15 protein-coding genes are annotated in these 20,060 nt (G+C 41.3%); 7 read left to right on the forward strand and 8 right to left on the reverse strand.

What is annotated here, in order from left to right:
• Positions 1–15 precede the first annotated feature (15 nt).
• From VFC49_RS07535 to VFC49_RS07560, 6 genes are all read right to left on the reverse strand, one after another.
• Positions 16–4,362, reverse strand: coding sequence for a DNA-directed DNA polymerase II large subunit (locus VFC49_RS07535; protein WP_324735028.1), 4,347 nt, complete (start codon positions 4,360–4,362; stop codon positions 16–18).
• A 6-nt stretch (positions 4,363–4,368) separates the two neighbouring features.
• Complete coding sequence (locus tag VFC49_RS07540) at positions 4,369–5,157, reverse strand: TdeIII family type II restriction endonuclease (RefSeq protein WP_324735029.1); 789 nt, start codon at positions 5,155–5,157, stop codon at positions 4,369–4,371.
• Positions 5,158–5,167: 10 nt separating this feature from the next.
• On the reverse strand, positions 5,168–6,463 hold the full coding sequence (locus tag VFC49_RS07545) for a DNA methyltransferase (protein ID WP_324735030.1): 1,296 nt from the start codon (positions 6,461–6,463) through the stop codon (positions 5,168–5,170).
• Positions 6,464–6,478: 15 nt separating this feature from the next.
• Positions 6,479–8,512: a DNA-directed DNA polymerase II small subunit gene (locus VFC49_RS07550; protein WP_324735031.1), complete on the reverse strand. Its 2,034-nt coding sequence runs from the start codon at positions 8,510–8,512 to the stop codon at positions 6,479–6,481.
• A complete protein-coding gene (locus VFC49_RS07555; RefSeq protein ID WP_013468145.1) occupies positions 8,512–9,777 on the reverse strand; it encodes an ORC1-type DNA replication protein in 1,266 nt (421 codons plus the stop codon). The genes VFC49_RS07550 and VFC49_RS07555 overlap by 1 nt, the downstream gene beginning before the upstream one ends.
• 291 nt (positions 9,778–10,068) lie before the next feature.
• Entirely contained in the window at positions 10,069–10,683 is a 615-nt protein-coding gene (locus VFC49_RS07560; protein WP_324735032.1) for a DNA-binding protein, read from the reverse strand.
• Positions 10,684–11,369: 686 nt separating this feature from the next.
• Here VFC49_RS07560 and VFC49_RS07565 point away from each other — a divergent pair.
• From VFC49_RS07565 to nucS, 3 genes are all read left to right on the forward strand, one after another.
• On the forward strand, positions 11,370–12,380 hold the full coding sequence (locus tag VFC49_RS07565; RefSeq protein WP_420719612.1) for a potassium channel family protein: 1,011 nt from the start codon (positions 11,370–11,372) through the stop codon (positions 12,378–12,380).
• Between the two features lie 186 nt (positions 12,381–12,566).
• Positions 12,567–13,634: a DNA repair and recombination protein RadA gene (radA, locus tag VFC49_RS07570; protein ID WP_324735033.1), complete on the forward strand. Its 1,068-nt coding sequence runs from the start codon at positions 12,567–12,569 to the stop codon at positions 13,632–13,634.
• Positions 13,635–13,682: 48 nt separating this feature from the next.
• Entirely contained in the window at positions 13,683–14,450 is a 768-nt protein-coding gene (nucS, locus tag VFC49_RS07575; RefSeq protein WP_420719613.1) for an endonuclease NucS, read from the forward strand.
• Here the strand turns inward: nucS and VFC49_RS07580 are convergent.
• Positions 14,440–14,820, reverse strand: coding sequence for a DUF473 domain-containing protein (locus VFC49_RS07580; protein ID WP_013468149.1), 381 nt, complete (start codon positions 14,818–14,820; stop codon positions 14,440–14,442). The genes nucS and VFC49_RS07580 overlap by 11 nt on opposite strands.
• 10 nt (positions 14,821–14,830) lie before the next feature.
• Positions 14,831–15,553, reverse strand: a complete 723-nt coding sequence (locus VFC49_RS07585) for a proteasome assembly chaperone family protein (protein ID WP_324735034.1) — start codon at positions 15,551–15,553, stop codon at positions 14,831–14,833.
• A 118-nt stretch (positions 15,554–15,671) separates the two neighbouring features.
• On the opposite strand from VFC49_RS07585, the gene VFC49_RS07590 reads away from it, so the two are divergent.
• The 4 genes from VFC49_RS07590 (at position 15,672) to VFC49_RS07605 (ending at position 20,055) form a co-directional block, all read left to right on the forward strand.
• Positions 15,672–16,445 carry an S-methyl-5'-thioadenosine phosphorylase gene (locus tag VFC49_RS07590; protein ID WP_324736690.1) on the forward strand — a complete coding sequence of 258 codons (774 nt, stop codon included), beginning with the start codon at positions 15,672–15,674 and terminating at the stop codon, positions 16,443–16,445.
• Between the two features lie 80 nt (positions 16,446–16,525).
• Complete coding sequence (locus VFC49_RS07595; protein WP_324735035.1) at positions 16,526–17,803, forward strand: amidohydrolase family protein; 1,278 nt, start codon at positions 16,526–16,528, stop codon at positions 17,801–17,803.
• 4 nt (positions 17,804–17,807) lie between these two features.
• Positions 17,808–18,389, forward strand: coding sequence for a [protein ADP-ribosylglutamate] hydrolase (locus tag VFC49_RS07600; RefSeq protein WP_324735036.1), 582 nt, complete (start codon positions 17,808–17,810; stop codon positions 18,387–18,389).
• A 223-nt stretch (positions 18,390–18,612) separates the two neighbouring features.
• On the forward strand, positions 18,613–20,055 hold the full coding sequence (locus VFC49_RS07605; protein WP_324736691.1) for an NAD(P)H-hydrate dehydratase: 1,443 nt from the start codon (positions 18,613–18,615) through the stop codon (positions 20,053–20,055).
• The last annotated feature ends 5 nt before the right edge of the window (positions 20,056–20,060 follow it).

Raw genomic sequence — 20,060 nt, forward strand, 5'->3', positions numbered from 1 at the left:
TTTATAGCACTTTCGCTAAGCTCCAAAGAACTCATCCAAACTGACGACCTTCTTTTTCTTCTTGGGTTTATGCTTCTCGGACTTTTCGAATTTATGGGTCTGTATTTTAGTAGGTTCCGCCTTCTTCTCAACTTTTTTAGGAGCTTCTACTTTCTTTTGGACTTTTCTCCCATTTCCATGGAACTCATCAAGATAACCATTCTTGGTAACAATTTTTCCTGTCCTCTCAGCAATCATTCTGTCGCAGATGTCATTCGTGTTCAACGCCAACAGAGTTCTCTGGGTTTCAGGGAAGACATTTGCAAATAAACTCTTAATGTCCTTTTCCGTTAAGCATATACGCTGTCTCGTGTATGTAAGGACATCGTAATTAGTAACTAACAATTTTGCTGTGGGAAGGTACTTTTCAATTGCCCCCTTGCTGACCGTCAGTACTATCTTTCCCCCACACTTTGGACACTTCCCACTTAAAGGCGGTCTTCTGTACTTAGTGTTGCACTTCACACATCTAAACTCCTGCCTTGTGAAGCTCCTTAAGTTGCCTCTCAAATCTGGAATTAGATGAGAGTTAATTATCGTCTCAGCGACATGATGCTCGTTAACTGCTCTGATTTTTTCAGCTAAAGCCAACTGCTGCCTAACTTTTTCCTCCATATCTCCCAACTGTTTGTATTTGCTCAGCTTTGGCCCGAGAGCTATGTCATCGGTGTCATGGGTGAACTTTAAGCCTTCATACATCCCCGGCTTCCCTAATCTGTCCTCAACCCTCTCAATAACTCCGATAAGTTCCTTCGGAGATTTGAGTTCATATGTTGCTTCGTAGAATTCGAGCGGATAATAACGGGCAATGTCCATATTGTGGACTTCGCTGTCAACTTCTCTTGGGTCAAGCCTCGTAGTTACAACGAGAGGAGCATCCATTTTTCCTCCACGCTTCTCGGGCAGATAATAACGGGAGAAGTTCAATAATGCATCAAGCAGGAGCATGACAGCGTCCTCGTCGCCATCGCACTGATGTGTTACAATATTTTCATTTATTATGACGTTATGATATATTTTAGCGTTTAAAGAGAACACAAACTCTTCTTTTGGTTTGATATATTCAACATGCTTAACTTTCACGTTAAGAGGTTTTTCATCCACATCAGAGATAACTATCATTACATCGCCTTCCTTTACTTCAAAAGCTCTCTTCTTAATGAACCTCCCATTTTCGTAGACGAGCACTGGATGGTCAACCGTTGTTTCAAAACTCCTGCCCAGCTCAAGCTCGAACCTTATGAGGTGATCAGTCGAAGGCAGTTTAACCACGTCTTCAATGTCAGTTAAAACTACTTTTCCGCTCTCTTCGTCAAAGGAATAAACTTTGATATCTACTTTTGGCTTCTTTCTTACATATGCCATGTTTTCATAACTTTCTTCTTCAAATAGCTCATACAGCTCTCTGAGCGTTATTCTCTGAGGCATTCCGTTGATCTGAACAAATATTCTGGTATCACCGGGGAAGCAGTTCCTCCTCTTTGCAGCATGATAATACGGATGGGCATAGCCTACAAGAGCATCAACAAAACCTATAATCCTTCCAATGATTCCAGCGGATGTGTGGGGAGCTAAGCCTATGACAAGATGCCCAATCAAATCTTCCATCTTCTCGACATTGTAGAACCTTGGCAATCCATAGAATCTCTCAAGCAAATCGTCTATGAACTTTGCAACCCTTACAAGATACTTTCCAGCCTCTTTAGAAAGGATAACATCCTGAACTTTGAGCTCAACTATTTGATCTTCACTCACTAAAGGCTTTCCTTCAAAGTCATGAGTATATCCGAGCTCTCTTAACTTCTCAACGCTTACTCCAATCTCTCTCGGCTTGAAGTGAGTTATTGGGGCATCTGTTGCATCAAAACGAATCGTACCATCCTTGAACACGTAAACATCGTTCTTAGCCCTTAAAATCCCCTTCTCCAAGGGCTCTGGCACCTTATGTGCCGAGGTCATACCCATGACGCCCTTGAGCTTATCAAGAGTATTCACTCTCACATTCTGCATTGCCTGTTTTACAAGATTGGACGGATTTATGGTCTTTTTGACATAGGCCCTCATCTCAATGCCGCACTTTGGACAGATCGTTTCCTCAGTTGAGCTATAGTTACATTTTGGACACCTGTACAGCAGTTTAGCCTCAGCTCCACATACTGGACAGGTTGGGAAAATATCAATATGACCACAGTTGATGCACTTGAACTGGGCGATTTCAACCTCAGCAAGCTTCCCTTCCTGTGCCGCTTTGTAGATGTCTCTTGAGCTACCCCCAGCCAAACCAATCGGGAAGAGGACGTGAACCGGTGGCTTCATCTTTCTCTCTTTAGCCTTTTCAGGCCTTCCCATTCTCGCACCAATCCAGCTTATCCCTCTGTCCCTGAGCTTTACTTCACTGACCTCATTGATTATGTCTATGGTAGTGTGGAATTCCTTCGGCTCAAATTTCTTCTCCAAGTTAGCCAATGGAGTAAGCAGAGCAGCACTCCAAGGATACTCAATGATCACTCTTTTATCTTCAATTCTGTGGGGCAGGCCGAGCAGTTCAAGATAGCGCTTTCCTTTCCTTCCAAGCACTTCAAGGCTTATCACAACCTTTTTAGCATACTTTGTTCCAAGGTACTTATCCCACTCAATCTCAGCATTGACAAGAAGGCTTTGAAGTTCAGAAACTTCCTCTGGCTTGAGGGTGTTCCAGTAGAGGGTGTAGTATGGATGGAGGGGAATGTCAAGAACCTTTGAGAGGTGTATTGCCTCCTCGACTTTAGGTCTGATTTTCAGAGGGTCTTTCAGAAGCTCTGCCAAGAATTCTGGTTTTAAATCGAGATAATCAGCGGCTTCTTCAACTGCCTCGTTATCATTTTCAGCAAAGGGCTTGAGGGGAACTTCATATATATCTTCAACTGCTTTCACAAACTCCTGAATCCACCATTCTTCAACATAATTAGCTGGAAGTAAAGTTTGATTGTTCTCCACAAAGTCTCCAAATGCTATAACTGCATCGCCCAAGTAGAGTATTTCTTCAACCTGATCCCTAATTTGTAAAGCAAGATAGTAATCATCAACCCTAATGACGGAGCCATCCTTGAGCTTAACTATTGGACCTTCAGCTGTTGTAGCAGGGGTAACGATACAGCCCTTTCCGGGCCTCTCGGTCTTCATCTGTGTACCCACAGCCAAGAATTCATCAACAAGAATCATGACGGCAGGATTTATGCTCCAAGTCGCAAATCCGCTCACCCTCGAACGACCATATCTTAAACGGAAGCCACCATTCTCTGATGGCTCTGCAAATAGCGGTCTTCCACCAATAATTTCCTTTGTGTATTTGTTGTTTGGAGCAATATTGGTCTTGAATTTTTCGTAAAGTTCATAGTAAAAGCCTTTTTTGACCTTTACAGAAGTTCGTACCTCAGCCTCTTCCCCCTTTGATTTTTCAGATTTCTCTTCTGTCCCTTCCTCTGTTTTGCCCTTCTCCTTTGCCTCAACGAACTCCTTGAGCCAGCCCCAGCCTTCAATGCCCATTTTATCAATGTATTTAACCAGCTTCTTCGCTTTTTGAAGTACACCTTCAGCTAAAACGAGAATTGCTCCACCCCTTAGCTGGTTCGTCTCAACTCCCGGAACATCTCTGTGAGAAACTTCAACATCATCAGTCGCTTCACCGGTTATCTCGACTGGAATATTCTGCATAGCTAATCTTACCTCATCTGCCGAAGGGTGATATTGCAAACGAGTAACTGCTCTGTGATACAAATCAACTTCTTCAACCATTCTCTCTATGTGTTTCTCTGTGGGTTTAAACCTATCCAATCCAAGCTTTTTCCTAACATAATCACCAACGAGAACACTCAACGCCTGAGCGGTTCCACCAGAACTTCTGATTGGCCCAGCGTAATAGAGAGCTAAATACTCCGTCCCATCTGGATTCTTCTTGATCTTAACCTGAGCTATACCTTCAATCGGAGCAGAAACTATACCTTCTGTCAGAATAGCCAATGCAGTTCTAACAGCCTGCTCCGCCAGCTTTTCTTTACTTTCAAACTCCCCAAATTTACCTTCAATGATTTCATCAACAATTTTAAGGGCGGCAAGCTCTTTACCATACTCTCTTGCAAGCTCCCTAATTCTCTCGGCAACGCCTTTTGGACCAACCAAGCTTTCAACACGACCAGCCATGTCCGTTGCTTGAGGAATCTCAACATCCCTAACAGGATCTTTTCCCTGGGCTCTTGCCTTCTTAGCTATCTCATAAGCCTTATCAATTTCTTTCTGCAACATTTCAAAATAAGCCTTCATCTCTTCGCTGTAAAGCTCGCTCATTCATGTTCACCTCTCTCCAGTAATTAATCTCTTTGTGATTTCCTTGCCTCTCTTCTCGCCAAATTCTCTAAACAGATCGAGTAACTCGTTATATGTGCCCTCCCCACCAATAAAGTCCCAGAATTCTGAACCTATTAGGACCTCATTGTTTAAATCAAAATACATTTTAGTGAAGCTCCACTTATAATTCGATTTTTCTTCACCATAGGGGTTATATGGAAAAGCGTAATAAGTCTTAGCATTTTCATATGTTGCAAGTAGGTAAAGGAACTTCTCCTTAGTTCTACGTGTTTGATCCTTGTTCGGCTTTGGTGATTTGATTTCAATAAAGTAATGAATCTCACCATCATAAAGATACAAATCAACAACTATCGTCTTTTTTGCATTGTTCATTGGTTTCGGAAGGGAAATAGGATACGGAGGAACTTTTTTAAAAATCACATCCTCTAAAAATTTATCAACGAAAGATTGAACATTTGAAGATGCCGTTGCCTTGAATCTTGCATTTCTTAGAACTTTCTCCCATTTTCCACTGTCTTCTGCTATTATCTTCGCTATATACTCAAAAACTCCCTGTCCTAAAGAAGTTGAAAATGATCTGAAAAAGCTTTGCATCCTAAGCAATTCTTTTGGAATTAATGCCATATGAAATGGTTTATAATTTCCCTGTTTTGGATCAAATAGTATTTTTTCTAAGACTTCATCTTTCAATACTTTGGGATCATACTTATTTATTAAGCCTTGCATAAACCCCTCAAGATATGTCCATATCTTCTCCTTTGTTGATTTCTTCATTGGTCATCCCTCATTTCTGAAGGAAAATCAGATATTCAAATCTTAATCTAGCAAATCCTCCCAAAATTGCCCTTTCGAGAGCAAAGGTTTCCTGACATCCGAGTTCCTTACCCCAATTCAGAATCTTTTCTTTAAAGTTAGTTCTCGTGCCGTTTATGCTTATATCGCCAAGGACTATAATTGCCCATCCTCCAGGTTTAAGGACACGAATCATTTCCTCAATGCTCTTTTTTAAATCCTTCTCGTACAAAATTAGCTTTTCCTTACCTTTCCCTTTCAACCCAATCATTTGATCCCTCAAAGCGCTTATATCAATTCCAAAATACGTAAGCAGGTGCTCATCGTTTTTTATGTAATCCAAAGCGATGCTATACGGGGGAGAGGTAACTATCGCTTTGACAGTGTTATCCCTGTAAGGAAGGCTGAGCGTGGAACCTATTATTACTTCATACTTTCCAAGCCTTATTCCAAGACGGTTTATAATTTCATAAGCTCCGTTGAGAGTTTTTAAATAGTCTTTAAGATTTTGATGGAAAAACTCTTGGAGTGTTTTTTCTTTCCGTGTTCCTTTTAGATAAGTATAGTCGGAGAGTGCATGAAGGTAAATCAGCATTAAGATGTTTCTCCATTCTACTGGTAAATCATGAAGAAGTGATTTTGGAAAGTATGAGTCCCACAACAATTCCAAGAGCTCCTTAGCGTGCATATGTTCCTCAACCGTTGGCTTTATGGAGTTCTTAGGAACTTTCAGATTTTTGAAGTATTTAAAGGCTTCGTTTATCAAATTAGGAGTTAAAACCTTTGAAAACTCCGGATAATCAATTTTAAGGGCATCTAACTTTATCTGCGATATAACAGCCAATGCAGGATTAATCTCAACTCCCCACCCTGGCAATTCCAGTAAGGTACTCTCAATTAGAGTTGTTCCCGAGCCAAGATAGGGATCAAGAACTACATCACCATTGCGAGCATTTGCAAAGTTTATTAATGCTTTAATCATCTGCCCATGAAACTTACCTTTGTACGGGTAAAACCAGTGCGTCATGTACTGATTTGTATGCCCAATCTGGCCCTTTCCTTTAACAGAGCTGATGTAGTAGTGCCAGCTTTTTCTTCCGAAAATTTCTTCGAAATATGCTGCCCTTTTTACAAATTCATCCAAATCGGATGAGAAATTGAGGAACTCCATTTTAGCTAACTGAAGTTCATAAAGTTGTTTGGCATCATCAAAAAGCCTAAGCTCATTTGATGAGTATACCCCCTCCGTAATCCATTTCATTATGTCAATTTTGCTGTATATAGACATCTTTAACACCTCCCATCATTCACACCACCTGCTGAAGTCAACAATGGTCTTTAACCTTGCAGTTTCAATATCAATTATCGGAACTCTCGCTGGAGTTGGAACGATATTGACCATCTTCTGGAACTCAGTCTGAGCTTGCCAAGTGGCCGAGTTAATCAAAAACACACCGCGATAGATCTGGTAATCAAGAACATGAACATGTCCCATCTGCACCAAATCCGGTACCCCCTCGATGACAAGCAGATCTTCCGGGTCTGGTGCAATTGGAACTTTTCCGCCAAATGTAGGGGCGACGTGCCTGAGCTTTAGCAGTTCAATCATCGGCTCAACAGGGCGGAGATGACTCTTACCGGGAATGTAGCTCACAACATCCTCAATGCCCCTCCCATGGACAATTAAAAAGTCCCTGCCGTGGAGGTTGATAACGGCTGGATTGCTTATGATCACTGCATTTTTTAGCTCATAGAGGGGTTTTGCATATTCTCTGTAGAATTCGGGCTGAGGTAAAGCAGTTCTTGCAGCATCGTGATTGCCTGGACCAATGAACATGGTTATATGATCCGGAACATTTGCCAAGAGGTTTGCCAAAGCTTCATACTGGTCAAATATATCGGGAATTGCAAGCTCATTGTACTGACCCGGATAGATACCAATACCATCAACAACATCGCCAGCAATTATCATGTACTTTATTCTGCTCACAATTTCCTCTTCTTCTCTGCTTTCAACGTTGCCATTGAGCCATTCAAGGAACTTCATGAAAGCTTTTTCACAGAATTTTGTGCTTCCAACGTGGATATCGCTGATCAAAACAGCATAAACCTTTTCCTCAAGGGGAGGTTTTTCTCGCTTGTAGAGTGGAACATCAGGCAAATAAAGCTTGCTTGCAAATAAGATTCCGCGTTTTGAATAATATCCTCTAAAAGCGACGACGCTGTCTGGAAGGACTTCAAATGCTTTCGTATAATCTTCGTTATCACGTCCCAAGAAAACCTTAACAATGCCAGTCATATCCTCAACTTCAAAGATAAATCCCTTTTTAGTTTCCCTCTTTGAGTTGACAAGGCCGATGATCGTAACTTCCCCATCGGGATTAATGTAGCTAAGCTTTCCAATATCTATTACCCCACTAACCTCCGGATTTTCCCGCAGAATTCTTCTCAATTTCTTTAATCTACTTTTGAAGTAGTTCTCATAGACCTTGACTACTATCTCTCCTTCTTTACCATTTGCATTCTTAGCTTTTGGGGGTTTTAGCTTAACATTTCTTACGTCGAATTTAATCTCATACTCTGCCTTTATCCTCTTTGCAACAAACTCAAAGCTTTCATTTGGTTCAACCTTAAAATCCTCATAAATCGAATATGCCCTCTTTTCTTCAGCTGAAATCTCTTCCTCTTCCAGTGGAACCAAGACTCCATAGTCCCCATAAACTGCCTTCATTTTGACACCATTTTCTTCATCACCGACACCATTGTACTCTTCAAGAGAAGGAGCTCCAGTGGAAATGAAACTCTCCTCCCCCCCAATTGTGGATTCTTCTTCCACTATTTCCATAGAGATGGTTTCAGAAACCATATTTTCCATGGGTTCTCCAGTGGAAATAGAGGTTCCATTTTCTGATGATAGTTCTTGGATATCATGGGTTATTTCAGCCTGATCAGATGCTTGAGGGGGAATTTCTACCATTTTGCCAAGTTTTGCCGTCTTTTCACCACTCACAGCACTCTGAATTGAGACTTCTTTTGAGCCCCTGGGGATGCCAATTTCCATTGGAACCTCAGGTATAGAGGGAAGGGTTTCTGCTTTAGTTTCCACTGAAGCTTTCGGAATGTATTTTGCAAAATTCTCCAGTGGAGATAACAACCCCTTAGATTCAAGAAACTCTTTGGCAAGCCTTTCGTCAATTACAAATGTATTTTTCGTTCGTGCAAATTTTATGAGCTCCGCCAAAGTAAAGTTCTTCTTATAATATTCTGAAAGAATAAAGTAAGCGGGTGGAGTGATGAGATAGCGATTAGAAAGCAGGTCCTTCACCAGCCCATTCATCAAAACAACCTCCTCTGCCGAGCAATGCTTACAGTGAGGAGAGGCTGAAGGGAATAATCAAAGCGATAGATGTTCTTAACTTTATATGGAGTGACGTTTAGTCTTATTTCTTTTGTCCGCCCATATCTCCCCTTGCTGACCACTTTAGCATTGATGATGCCTAACATGTCGAGCTCATTTATTAGATCACTGACCCTTCTCTGGGTTAAGGGCTCAATATCCATGTAATCACAGAGCTCCTTATACACAGCATAGACATCACCGGTGTTTGCTGGTAATTCTCCATTTTCATCAAGAAGAACTATGGCATAAAGAAGAATTTTTGAGTGTAGTGGGAGAGTCTTAATAACTTCTTCCATGGTGTCCTGCTCAATCTTCTCCTGAGCCTTCCATACATGCTTTTCAGTAACTTTTGAAGCCCCTTCCCTCTCAGCAATTTCGCCACTCACTCTAAGCAAATCCAAAGCTCTCCTCGCATCCCCGTGTTCTCTTGCTGCTAAAGCTGCACAGAGAGGAACAACAGCTTCATCAAGGACATCTGGATAAAATGCCTCTTGGGCTCTCTGCATCAATATATCCCTAAGCTGGTTTGCATCATATGGGGGAAAAACAACCTCCTCCTCGCTTAGGCTCGAAAGAACCCTTGGATCAAGGTAGTCCTTAAATTTCAGATCATTTGAAATACCAACAATGCTGACTTTTGCATTTTTTAACTCACTGTTTATTCTGGTCAGCGAATATAAAACATCATCTCCACTTTTTTTGATGAGCTTATCAATCTCATCAAGAACTATTATAACAAATCTCTCCTTTGCATCGATAATTTGCTTTAGCTTTGCGTACACCTCATCTGTTGGCCATCCAACCAATGGAACCTCAAAACCACTTTCATGCTTGAAATGATTAACTATGTTTGCAAGAACCCGATACTGGGTATCGACAATCTCACAGTTGAGATATATAACGTCCACAGGAACGTTATACTTGCGAGATATTCTCTTTAGTTCTTCAGTTACAAATTTTACGGTAACTGTTTTACCAGTGCCTGTTTTCCCATAGACAAAAACATTGGAGGGTGTTTCTCCCCTCAACACCGGAACCAGTATATGTGCCAATGCCTCTATCTGTTCCCTTCTGTGCGGCAGTTCTTTTGGGGTATAGCTATGTCTAAGGACTTCTTTATTTTTGAAAATCTTTTTTGCATTCAAATATTTTTCAAAAATCGAATCAAGATACGTCTGTTCATTTTCCCTTCTTTTTTCCATCTCCCTGACCCTCCAGTGGAAACATAGCCCCCATTTATAAAGGCACTCCTCATTTAATGCATTTATACATTACATTATGTTATATTATTGCTGATTTTTAGCTTATTCTGGAACATTTCATTTCCAAATGTGTTCTCATGAAAGCATTTTCCAGAGGAAACATAAGATGCAGAGGAAGCAATACGATAATATCTTTTGGGGGTATATATGCTTTATTGGGCAAGTTTTTGTAAAAGCCCATTAAAAGTCCACCAAAATATTAATGAACAAGTAAATTAGAAAATGTAAAATTCAGATATAGCCAATATCCATCCCTTTCTTTTTAGATATGCCTTGAGATCTGAGTATCTCATCAATAAACTTCTCTGCTTCTTCTTTTGACATCCCGACTTTGATAACCAAGAACTTAATTAAATCATCCCTTGTTGCACCACGTTGGATTCTGTCAATAAGCATCAGGACTATTCTTTCAAAAACAGCTTGAGCAAAGTCTTCTTCCACTTTAAGTGCTCTTACAAGTTCATTTATTCCAATGAGTAAAGCAGTCAGAGCATCGTTAAACTCTGCTTTCCCAAGGGTTTTTCTGTCAAGATCAACCCTAAGGATAATTTCATCATTAATGCCACTTAGCGTGAATTTCAATAAATTTATTTTGTCATTTAGGACAAGCATTGCATGATATATCTTTAACCGTTCCTCCAAAGGAAGTGCCGTTGTTTCCAAGCCAAATGGCACCATCAAATGAACGAACTCCTCACTGAACAGTATATTGAGGACAAAAGGCATTTTTGGGTATTCTGCAATATAAAAATGCTCTTCAATTTTCTTAACATTCCACGGCAGATCCACAATGTCCTGAGCATCATCTCTTCCTTCCCTCAGCCACTGAATGACTTGTTCTTCCACAGGAAATCACCAAGGAAATATTAGCATTTGTCCTTTAAAACATGATCGTTCCACAGGAAAGGAAACTGTTAGATGCGCAATTTTGGACATTGAGTATTGATATTCGCAAACGATTAGATGGCAACAGCTGTACATTTCAAATGGAGAAAGAATGAACATTACTGTTCATTAAAACTTGTGCATTAGTGAAAATATGCGGACATCATGTTAAATAAAAGTTTTTAACAATCATTTAAGAAATTAACAGAATATATCCCCCAGGGAGTTGTATTTCCAGTGGAGACGGGCGCAACACCTCTGTCACATTTATTGTTTTGGTGATAAACACTCCCACTTTCTATACGCATCATAGTATATAAATTTGTCTATGAACATTGTTCATAAATTATGATAAAAATTAGTACATTAATGTGAACATGTTACCAATGCTTAAAAATAACATAGACACATGATCAATGTATTATGTAAAAACCTTTTTTAGAATTTGTTGACATTGTATGTATCCGTTGTGACTGCTGAACTCCCAAAAGTGAGTTCCAGTGGAAATAAAACTCTGGGGGGTCATTTCGATAACCATCTTAAGAGACTTTTATTTCCACTGGAACTACTTTGGCATTCAATGTTCAATGATATTCACTGTTCATCAATACCTGACTAAAAGCTTATAAATAAGATACTAATCAAAAATGATGAACATGATACCCGTACCCCTGGTTAGACACCTAATGAAACTTAGAATTAAATTAAGAAGAAACAAAGTTATTGTTCTTGCCGCTGTAGTGTTTTTACTGGCACTGATGTTTTCTATAATGTTCATGTATTTTGAAAAGGTTGGATTCTTTACGGCATTTTACTGGGCAATAATAACCATGGCGACCATTGGTTATGGAGATGTAACCCCCAGCACATATGGCGGCAGGATTGTTGCAATAGTTGCCGCAATTGCAGGTATTTCAACTTTTACTGCTCTGGTTTCAATTCTTGCCGAGTATTTTATTGAATCATCAATGAGGAGGATGATGGGTATGCACAAGATAAAGTACAAGGGACATTATCTTATTATTGGTCAAGGAGGAAGCGTTCTAAGCTGTTTGGATGAGCTCAAAAGAGCCATTTCCACGGGACAAGCTGAAGATAACCCAATTGTTGTTGTCTTACCGAGTGAGGAAGAAAAAAAGAGGCTTCCTTTGGAGGATGTTGAAGTTCTTGTGGGTGATCCAACGAATAAAGATACTTTACAAAGGGCAAGAGTTGCAGAAGCATCTTATGTTCTTTTAACACTTGAAGATGACTCAAAATCCGTCTTTTTGACTCTGATGGTTAAGCAGATGTCTAACGCCAAAGTGTTTGTGGAAGCCCTTAAGCGGGAAAGCTTCTCCCTATTAAAGCAAGCCGGGGCTGATAGGGTAATATTGAGTAGAACTTTAGCGGGTCGGTTACTGGCAAGTTCAATTTTCGAGCCAGAAGTTGTTGATGTAATTGATGATTTGACCACTTCCACAGGAAATTATGATGTTACAGTATTGACTTTCCCAGAACTTAGTGGGCTTAAATTTGGTGAGGCGTGGCAAATATTGTATGAAAAAGGATATTTGCCAATCGGGTATGTTGATGATGGCATCAAACTTATGCCTCCTCTGGATTCTCAGCTTCCACAAAACCCCAAAGTAATAGTGATCACAAGGGTTTCTTCATAGCATTGATGGATGGAGTTTCATTTCCACTGGAAATTTAGCTGTTTAGGAATTCATTCGCTCAAAATCAACTTTACTTCTTTTGTATTTTTTATTTTGGAATATATGGGGCTTTTTTTGGAAAAAGAGAAAAGTATATAACCTCTTACATCTTACACCTACCAGTGATCATGCTTATGGGTGGTAATGATGGCGAGAAAGAAAAAGGTTGAGACTGTTGACGATGAAATAAAAGAGCTTGAAGAGTTTGAGGAGCTTTCAATTGATGCTGAAGTTGCCAAAGCTTCAAAGAAAAAGAAAAAAGAAATCAAAACGCTCGAAGACTTGCCCGGCGTTGGTCCTGCAACTGCTGAAAAGCTTAGAGAAGCGGGATATGATAGCTTAGAAGCTATTGCCGTTGCATCACCAATAGAGCTCAAAGAAATTGCTGGAATAAGTGAAGGCGCTGCTTTAAAGATAATTCAGGCTGCAAGAGAAGCAGCTAATATCGGAACATTCATAAGGGCTGATGAATACTTCCAACGGAGACAGACAATAGGTAGAATTTCCACTGGAAGCAAATCTCTTGACAAGCTACTTGGTGGGGGAATAGAGACCCAAGCAATCACCGAAGTTTTTGGAGAGTTTGGCAGTGGAAAGACCCAGATAGCTCATACTTTAGCTGTCATGGTTCAATTGCCACCTGAAGAAGGCGGTTTAAATGGAAGCGTCATCTGGATTGACACTGAGAACACTTTCAGACCAGAAAGAATAAGGCAGATTGCTGAAAATAGGGGTTTGGATCCAGATGAGGTTCTCAAGAATATATATGTCGCAAGGGCATACAATACAAACCATCAAATGCTTCTTGTTGAAAAAGCAGAGGAGATAATCAAAGAGAAGCTCAACACTGATAGACCAGTCAAGCTTATGGTTGTTGACTCCTTGACAAGTCATTTCCGTTCTGAATACGTTGGTAGGGGGGCTTTAGCAGAGAGACAGCAAAAGTTAGGGAAGCATTTGGCTGATCTACACCGATTGGCAAACTTATATGATATTGCAATATTTGTTACAAACCAAGTTCAGGCAAGGCCAGATGCATTCTTTGGCGACCCAACGAGACCAATTGGTGGACACATCTTGGCGCACTCAGCCACACTTAGAATATACCTCAGAAAAGGCAAAGCTGGAAAGAGAATTGCAAGGCTCATTGATTCACCCCATCTACCAGAAGGGGAAGCAGCCTTCAGAATCACAGATAAAGGAATTGAGGATTAATTCCTTCCTTTCTTAATCCTTTTAAATGGTGCGATTTATTCTTAGTTGATGAGCATGAAAGTTGAAGCTAAGGTTGAACCCTCTCACGAAGAAATAATTGAAATTTTGGACAAAGCCCTCTCTGTTGAGGCTATTGTAACCCTTTTTGCTTATTGTAGGGTATTCTATGAGGGGAGAGCCAAGAGTGAACTTGGTCCAGGAGATAGGGTCATTATAATCAAGCCAGATGGCTCTTTTTTAATTCACCAGAAGAACAAGAGAGAACCTGTTAACTGGCAGCCGCCGGGAAGTGTTGTCAGCATCGTTCTTGAGGATGGGAGGATAATGCTGAGAAGTGTTAGGAGAAAACCGAAAGAAACTCTTGAAGTTGAGCTCATTAAAACTTATCTTGTAAGTTATTTTCAGGCTGAGGATTATGAGGAGCTGACATTAACTGGAAGTGAAGCAGAGATGGCTGATTTGATCTTTGAGAATCCCTCATTAATTGAGGAAGGGTTTAAACCGCTCTTTAAGGAAAAGCCAATTAAACATGGAATAGTTGATGTGCTTGGAAAAGACAAACATGGCAATTTGGTTGTCCTTGAGCTTAAGCGCAGGAGAGCAGATCTGCATGCGGTCAGTCAGCTTAAAAGATATGTGGATGCCCTGAGGGAGGAGCATAAAAATGTTCGTGGGATTTTGGTTGCCCCTTCTCTCACGGCTGGGGCTAAAAAATTACTTGAAAAAGAAGGGCTGGAATTTAAAAAGCTGAATCCACCAAAGCGTGAAAAGGGGAAAAAAGGCAAGCAGAAAACCCTTGATTTTCTCAGCCCATAGCCATTTCGTGAGGAAGCATCTCTCTGACTCTTGCTTTGATTAAATCTCCCTCTCTTCTGATTTCGATAACTTTTCCAAGCCCTACCAAGCGAAGCTGAACTCTGCACACCATCTGCTCTCTCTCATCACTCTCCTCCCATAAAATCCTCTGCTCCATCTTCTCCATCCTTAATATCTGGGCTATTATTCCCTCAGTCCCTTTTGTTATGTCTTGCAAGGTTTCGTATGTTAGAAATACCCTATCACCCTCCTTAAGGTGCTCAAGAACGAATACATTGCTTGCACTCCTAATTTCCAATGTGCGGTATGGATTCCTCAGTAATTGATCAAGGGTTCGCCTTGTAATTCCCGCCAAAATTAGGACTTCCATAGGCACCACCTCACAGATAAATGCTCTCATATTGCTTCTCTGCCTTCTTTCTTGCCATTTCCATCTGTTCATGCATCTTTCTGAGCTGCTCTTCAATCATCTCTGCCTCCTTTATGAGGGGCTCTGTGGATATCTCAATCGGTGTGAGCTTCTTGATGACCTCAATAACGTTTGCCGCTGCTCTTGGATCGGGTCTGTCTCCAAAGGTTTCCCCAAGCAGCACATATCCGTTAATCTTTTCTTTTGAAGCCTCCCATAAGAGTTTCCCGCTCATGCCCATTATTGAGCCATACTGGAGTATTTTAACTCCCAAACCTTCAAGCTCTCTGTTGAGCTCCTCGTTTGCCCCAACACCCCACACTTCCATCTGTTCCTTGAAAAAGCCAATCCCCATCCCGCCAATGGAAATGAGCTTTTGGGCATTTGTTTCTTTCAAATAACTGATAATTTCTTTGGCTATTTCATTTACAAGGGTTGGTGGAACATAAATGTCAGCGACGGCTATGATAATGTTATTTTTCCCGTAGAATCTTAAAGGTGGGTTGGGTTTTCCTTCGAGGATTAAGCTCATTGGCGGTATGAACGGACTCTCGATGTATCCAATCATCTCCATGTTGAGCTCTTTTGCCAAGAAGTTAGCGGCAATGTGTCCGACAAGCCCAATTCCCGGGTAACCTTCGATGAAAATGGGGTTTTCTATCTTTGGTAGAACTAATCTCACTGGCTTTTCCATCCTCTCACCTCAAGGCTTAGTTTGGCTTTCAAAGGTAATTAAGTTTTTGCCGCTAACTTGTAAATGCCGAAGTTAAAGTTTAAATAAACATAAATCGAAGATTAACAAGGTGATGTCCATGCCAAAGATTGGAATTATCGGCGGTTCTGGTGTTTATGGTGTCTTTGAGCCAAAAGAGACGATAAAGGTTCACACACCTTATGGAAGACCATCAGCACCTGTGGAGATAGGAGATGTTGAAGGCGTTGAAGTAGCTTTCATTCCAAGACACGGCAAAAACCATGAGTTCCCACCGCATGAAGTGCCGTATAGGGCAAACATTTGGGCTCTTCACGAGCTTGGTGTTGAAAGGGTCATAGGAATCACAGCCGTTGGCTCCCTCAGGGAGGAGTACAAACCTGGAGACATTGTAATTACCGATCAGTTCATTGACTTCACGAAGAAGAGGGAATACACATTCTACAATGGTCCGAGAGTTGCTCACATAGGCATGGCTGATCCCTTCTGTCCAGAAATGAGAAAGATATTCTATGAAACTGCCAAAGAGCTTGGCTTCTCAGTTCATGAGAAGGGAACATATGTTTGCATCGAAGGGCCTCGCTTTTCTACAAGGGCTGAGTCTGCAATGTTTAGACAATTTGCCCACATAATTGGAATGACTCTCGTTCCTGAAGTGGTCTTGGCGAGAGAACTCGGAATGTGCTATGTCAACATCGCAACGATTACGGACTATGATGTCTGGGCTGACAAGCCTGTTGATGCTCAGGAAGTGCTTAGAGTTATGAAGGAGAACAACTACAAAGTGCAGGAAATCCTCAAGAAGGGTATTCCAAGGATTCCTGGAGAGAGGAAGTGCGGCTGTGCCGATGTGCTTAAGACGATGTTTGTTTGACTTCTTTTCTCTTTCCTTGTTGGCAAAAACCTTATAATTCTCCATTTATTAGACCCGTTTTAAAAAGAGAAGGTGATACCATGAGCATATTGATCAAAAATGGCTACGTGATTTATGGCGAGAATCTTGATGTCATGAAAGCTGATATCTACATTGAGGACAACAGGATAACTAAAATTGGTAAGAATCTCAACATTTCAGCAGATTATGTAATAGATGCAAAGGGAAAAGTTATCTCTCCCGGGTTCATAAATTTGCACACTCATTCCCCAATGGGACTCTTCAGAGGGTTGGCTGATGATCTGCCCCTCATGGACTGGCTTAAACACCACATATGGCCAATGGAAGCGAAGCTTACAAGAGAATACACAAAAGCCGGAGCATATCTTGGAGCATTGGAGATGATTAAAACGGGAACTACGGCGTTTTTGGATATGTACTTTTACATGGATGCTGTTGCTGAGGTCGTTCTTGAGTCGGGTCTTAGGGGATACCTCAGCTATGGAATGATAGATTTGGGGGAGCCTGACAAGACGGAAAAAGAGGTTAAAGTGGCTTTAGAAACAATGGAATTCATTGAAAAGCTGAAGTCTGAGAGAGTTGAGTTTGTATTTGGTCCCCACGCACCTTACACCTGCTCAATAGCTCTTCTCAAAAAGGTTAGAGAGCTTGCTAATGAACACAAAAAGCTCATAACAATTCACGTAGCTGAGACGATGACTGAAATAGGTCAAATAACATCTCGCTATGGAAAGAGCCCTGTTGTTCTGCTCGATGATATTGGCTTTTTGGCTGATGATGTTATAATAGCTCACGGCGTATGGCTTGACAGCAAAGATATACACATTTTGGCAAGGCATCGCGTGAGCATCGCCCACAACCCAGCCTCGAACATGAAGCTTGCAAGCGGTGTCATGCCCATTGAGAGACTTTTGAATGCTGGGGTAAACATAGGTCTTGGCACTGATGGAAGTGCAAGCAACAACAACTTGGACATGCTTGAAGAGATGAAAATCGCCGCATTGCTTCACAAAGTTCACAACTTGGCTCCAACGGTTGCAGATGCAGAGACAGTTTTTAAAATGGCAACTCAGAACGGTGCAAAGGCTTTGCGCTTGGATGCTGGGGTAATAAAAGAAGGTGCTTTGGCTGATTTGGTGATTATAGACTTTAACCAGCCGCACTTGAGGCCAATTAACAACGTTATAAGCCACCTCGTTTATTCTGCAAACGGCAACGATGTGGAAACAACGATAGTTGATGGAAAGATTTTGATGCTCGATAGAGAAGTTCTCACATTGGACGAGGAGAAGATTCTGGAAAAAGCTGAAGAGGTCGTGGAGAAGCTTGCGGGGTGAGGTTATGGAACTCCGCTTTGGGAATTTAATTTTTAAGATTGCTCAAGGGGATATAACAAAGTTCCCTGCTGAAGCAATTGTAAATGCTGCCAACAAGTATCTGGAGCATGGCGGCGGGGTTGCTTATGCCATAGCAAGAGCCGCCGCTGGAAACGTTCGGGAGTATATAAGGATAAGCAAGGAAGCTACGAGGGAGCAAATTGGAAGAGATTGGATTGAGCATGGCGAAGTCGTTGTAACTCCAGCTTTAAGGTTGGAGCAGTATGGGATTAAATACGTCATCCACACAGTGGGTCCCTACTGCGGCGGCAGGTGGGATGAGGATAAGAAGGAGAAGCTCAAGAAAGCCATTCTCGGAGCTTTGAGAAAAGCCGATGAATTAAAAGTTAAAAGCATAGCTTTTCCAGCCATAAGTGCTGGAATTTATGGCTGTCCTTTTGGGGAAGTTGTGAGAACTTTCCTTGAGACAGTTGAAGAGTTTTCAAGGGAAGCCAAGAACGTGAAGGAAGTCTATTTGGTGCTTTATTCGAGGGGGGATTATGAGAGGGCTTTGGAGGTGCTGGAAGTTGGGAGACAATTTAAATGAACTTAAAAAGTCAATCTACATTGTGGGTGGTGTCCTATCCCTCCTTATAATTGGAGGAGTGCTTTCTGTTTATTCTAACAGTGCCTTTGTTATAGCCTCTTATGTATTTTTTGGCCTGGTATTGACTTTGCTCCTGTTCACGTCTGCTTTCCAGAAAAGTTAGCTTATTATATTAAGGAAAAGGTCTTAACCTTCTTTTCCCAATTTTCTCATGGTGATGCTTATGAAAATTGAAGATGTCTACATTTGGGATATCAACGCTAAGTGGCTCGCCATCTCACCGTTTCAGCTTATGGAAAACGCTGGTGCTGGAGTGGCAAGAGCAATAGAAGAAAAGTTTGGAAAAGGACTTAAAGTGGCGATATTCTGTGGAACTGGAAACAACGGTGGAGATGGCTTTGTTGTTGCCAGGCATCTTAGCTTTGAGAATGATGTAACGGTTTTTTTGGTTGGTGATGAAATAAAAATCAGAAGTGAGGAAGCTAAGCACAACTGGGAGATTCTCAAAAAGCTTGACTTTGTAAAAATTAAAATCCTTAAGGACTCAAGCCAGATAAAGGGTCTCAATCTTGAAGAGTATGATGTCATTGTTGATGCCCTTCTTGGCGCTGGAACTAAAGGAGAGCCGAGAGAGCCTATACGCTCAGCGATTGAAAAAATCAATGAATATTCTGGAAAGGCTAAGATTGTGAGCGTTGACTTGCCAAGTGGTTATCCTTCGAAAGTTCAAGTCAAATGTAACTTTGCCGTAACTTTTCAGTGGGACAAAGAAGAGTTTGAAGGTTTTGAAAGAATTGTTGCCAAAATTGGTTATCCAAAGGAGCTTTATCACTTAGTGGGTCCAGGAGATGCAAAGTTCGCTCTGAGAAAGAAAGGTGAGCATAAAGGACAGAACGGAAGGCTTTTGATAATTGGTGGAAGTGAGGACTACTTTGGTGCTCCCTACTTAGCAGCAAAAGCTGCCTCATACCTTGTAGACTTAGTTTATTTGGTGATGCCGGAATATTCAGCGAAGCGCATAACTGACCCAGACATGATTTTGAGGCCTGTTGAAGGAAAGAACTTCACAAAAGAGGATCTTGAAGAAGTTTTGGCATTGGCGGAAAAGGTTGATGCCGTCATCATAGGTCCAGGTATTGGACTCAAGGAAGAAACTGCAGAGTTCGTTAGAGAATTTGTAAAGCGCTGTGAAAAGCCTTTAGTTATAGATGCTGACGGATTAAAAGCCATAGCCGAAGATTTAAGCGTCCTCAATGGTAAAACATTCGTCTTAACGCCGCATGCTGGAGAATTCAAAACGCTCTTTGGAAAGAAACCAGAAGGCTCGCTGAAGGAGAAAGCTGGGCTTGTCATGAAGAAAGCAGAAGAAATTAACGGTGTAATTCTCCTTAAGGGGGTTTACGACATCATCAGCGATGGAAAAGTCTGGAAGTACAATAAAACAGGAAATAGAGGAATGACAACTGGGGGAACTGGAGATGTTTTGGCTGGTATTATTGGAGCATTGCTTGCTCTTGGAAATTCGCCGCTTAGAGCAGCTTCCGTTGGAGCATTCCTCAATGGATTAGCTGGAGACATGGTCAAAGAAGAGCTTGGCGAGAACTTCACAGCACTGGATGTTGCTAAAAAAGTCCCCCATGCAGTTAAGTGGGCTTTGGAGTTTTAATTTAT

Origin of the sequence: Thermococcus sp. SY098 (assembly GCF_035621495.1) — an archaeon.
Taxonomy (GTDB): domain Archaea; phylum Methanobacteriota_B; class Thermococci; order Thermococcales; family Thermococcaceae; genus Thermococcus_B.

Excerpts from the sequence above, each read along its gene's own strand:
- VFC49_RS07535 (WP_324735028.1), bottom strand. The coding sequence starts at position 4,362 with ATGAGCGAGCTTTACAGCGAAGAGATGAAGGCTTATTTTGAAATGTTG.
- VFC49_RS07540 (WP_324735029.1), bottom strand. The coding sequence starts at position 5,157 with ATGAAGAAATCAACAAAGGAGAAGATATGGACATATCTTGAGGGGTTT.
- VFC49_RS07545 (WP_324735030.1), bottom strand. The coding sequence starts at position 6,463 with ATGTCTATATACAGCAAAATTGACATAATGAAATGGATTACGGAGGGG.
- VFC49_RS07550 (WP_324735031.1), bottom strand. The coding sequence starts at position 8,512 with ATGAATGGGCTGGTGAAGGACCTGCTTTCTAATCGCTATCTCATCACT.
- VFC49_RS07555 (WP_013468145.1), bottom strand. The coding sequence starts at position 9,777 with ATGGAAAAAAGAAGGGAAAATGAACAGACGTATCTTGATTCGATTTTT.
- VFC49_RS07565 (WP_420719612.1), top strand. The coding sequence starts at position 11,370 with ATGATGAACATGATACCCGTACCCCTGGTTAGACACCTAATGAAACTT.
- radA (WP_324735033.1), top strand. The coding sequence starts at position 12,567 with ATGGCGAGAAAGAAAAAGGTTGAGACTGTTGACGATGAAATAAAAGAG.
- nucS (WP_420719613.1), top strand. The coding sequence starts at position 13,683 with ATGAGCATGAAAGTTGAAGCTAAGGTTGAACCCTCTCACGAAGAAATA.
- VFC49_RS07580 (WP_013468149.1), bottom strand. The coding sequence starts at position 14,820 with ATGGAAGTCCTAATTTTGGCGGGAATTACAAGGCGAACCCTTGATCAA.
- VFC49_RS07585 (WP_324735034.1), bottom strand. The coding sequence starts at position 15,553 with ATGGAAAAGCCAGTGAGATTAGTTCTACCAAAGATAGAAAACCCCATT.
- VFC49_RS07590 (WP_324736690.1), top strand. The coding sequence starts at position 15,672 with ATGCCAAAGATTGGAATTATCGGCGGTTCTGGTGTTTATGGTGTCTTT.
- VFC49_RS07595 (WP_324735035.1), top strand. The coding sequence starts at position 16,526 with ATGAGCATATTGATCAAAAATGGCTACGTGATTTATGGCGAGAATCTT.
- VFC49_RS07600 (WP_324735036.1), top strand. The coding sequence starts at position 17,808 with ATGGAACTCCGCTTTGGGAATTTAATTTTTAAGATTGCTCAAGGGGAT.
- VFC49_RS07605 (WP_324736691.1), top strand. The coding sequence starts at position 18,613 with ATGAAAATTGAAGATGTCTACATTTGGGATATCAACGCTAAGTGGCTC.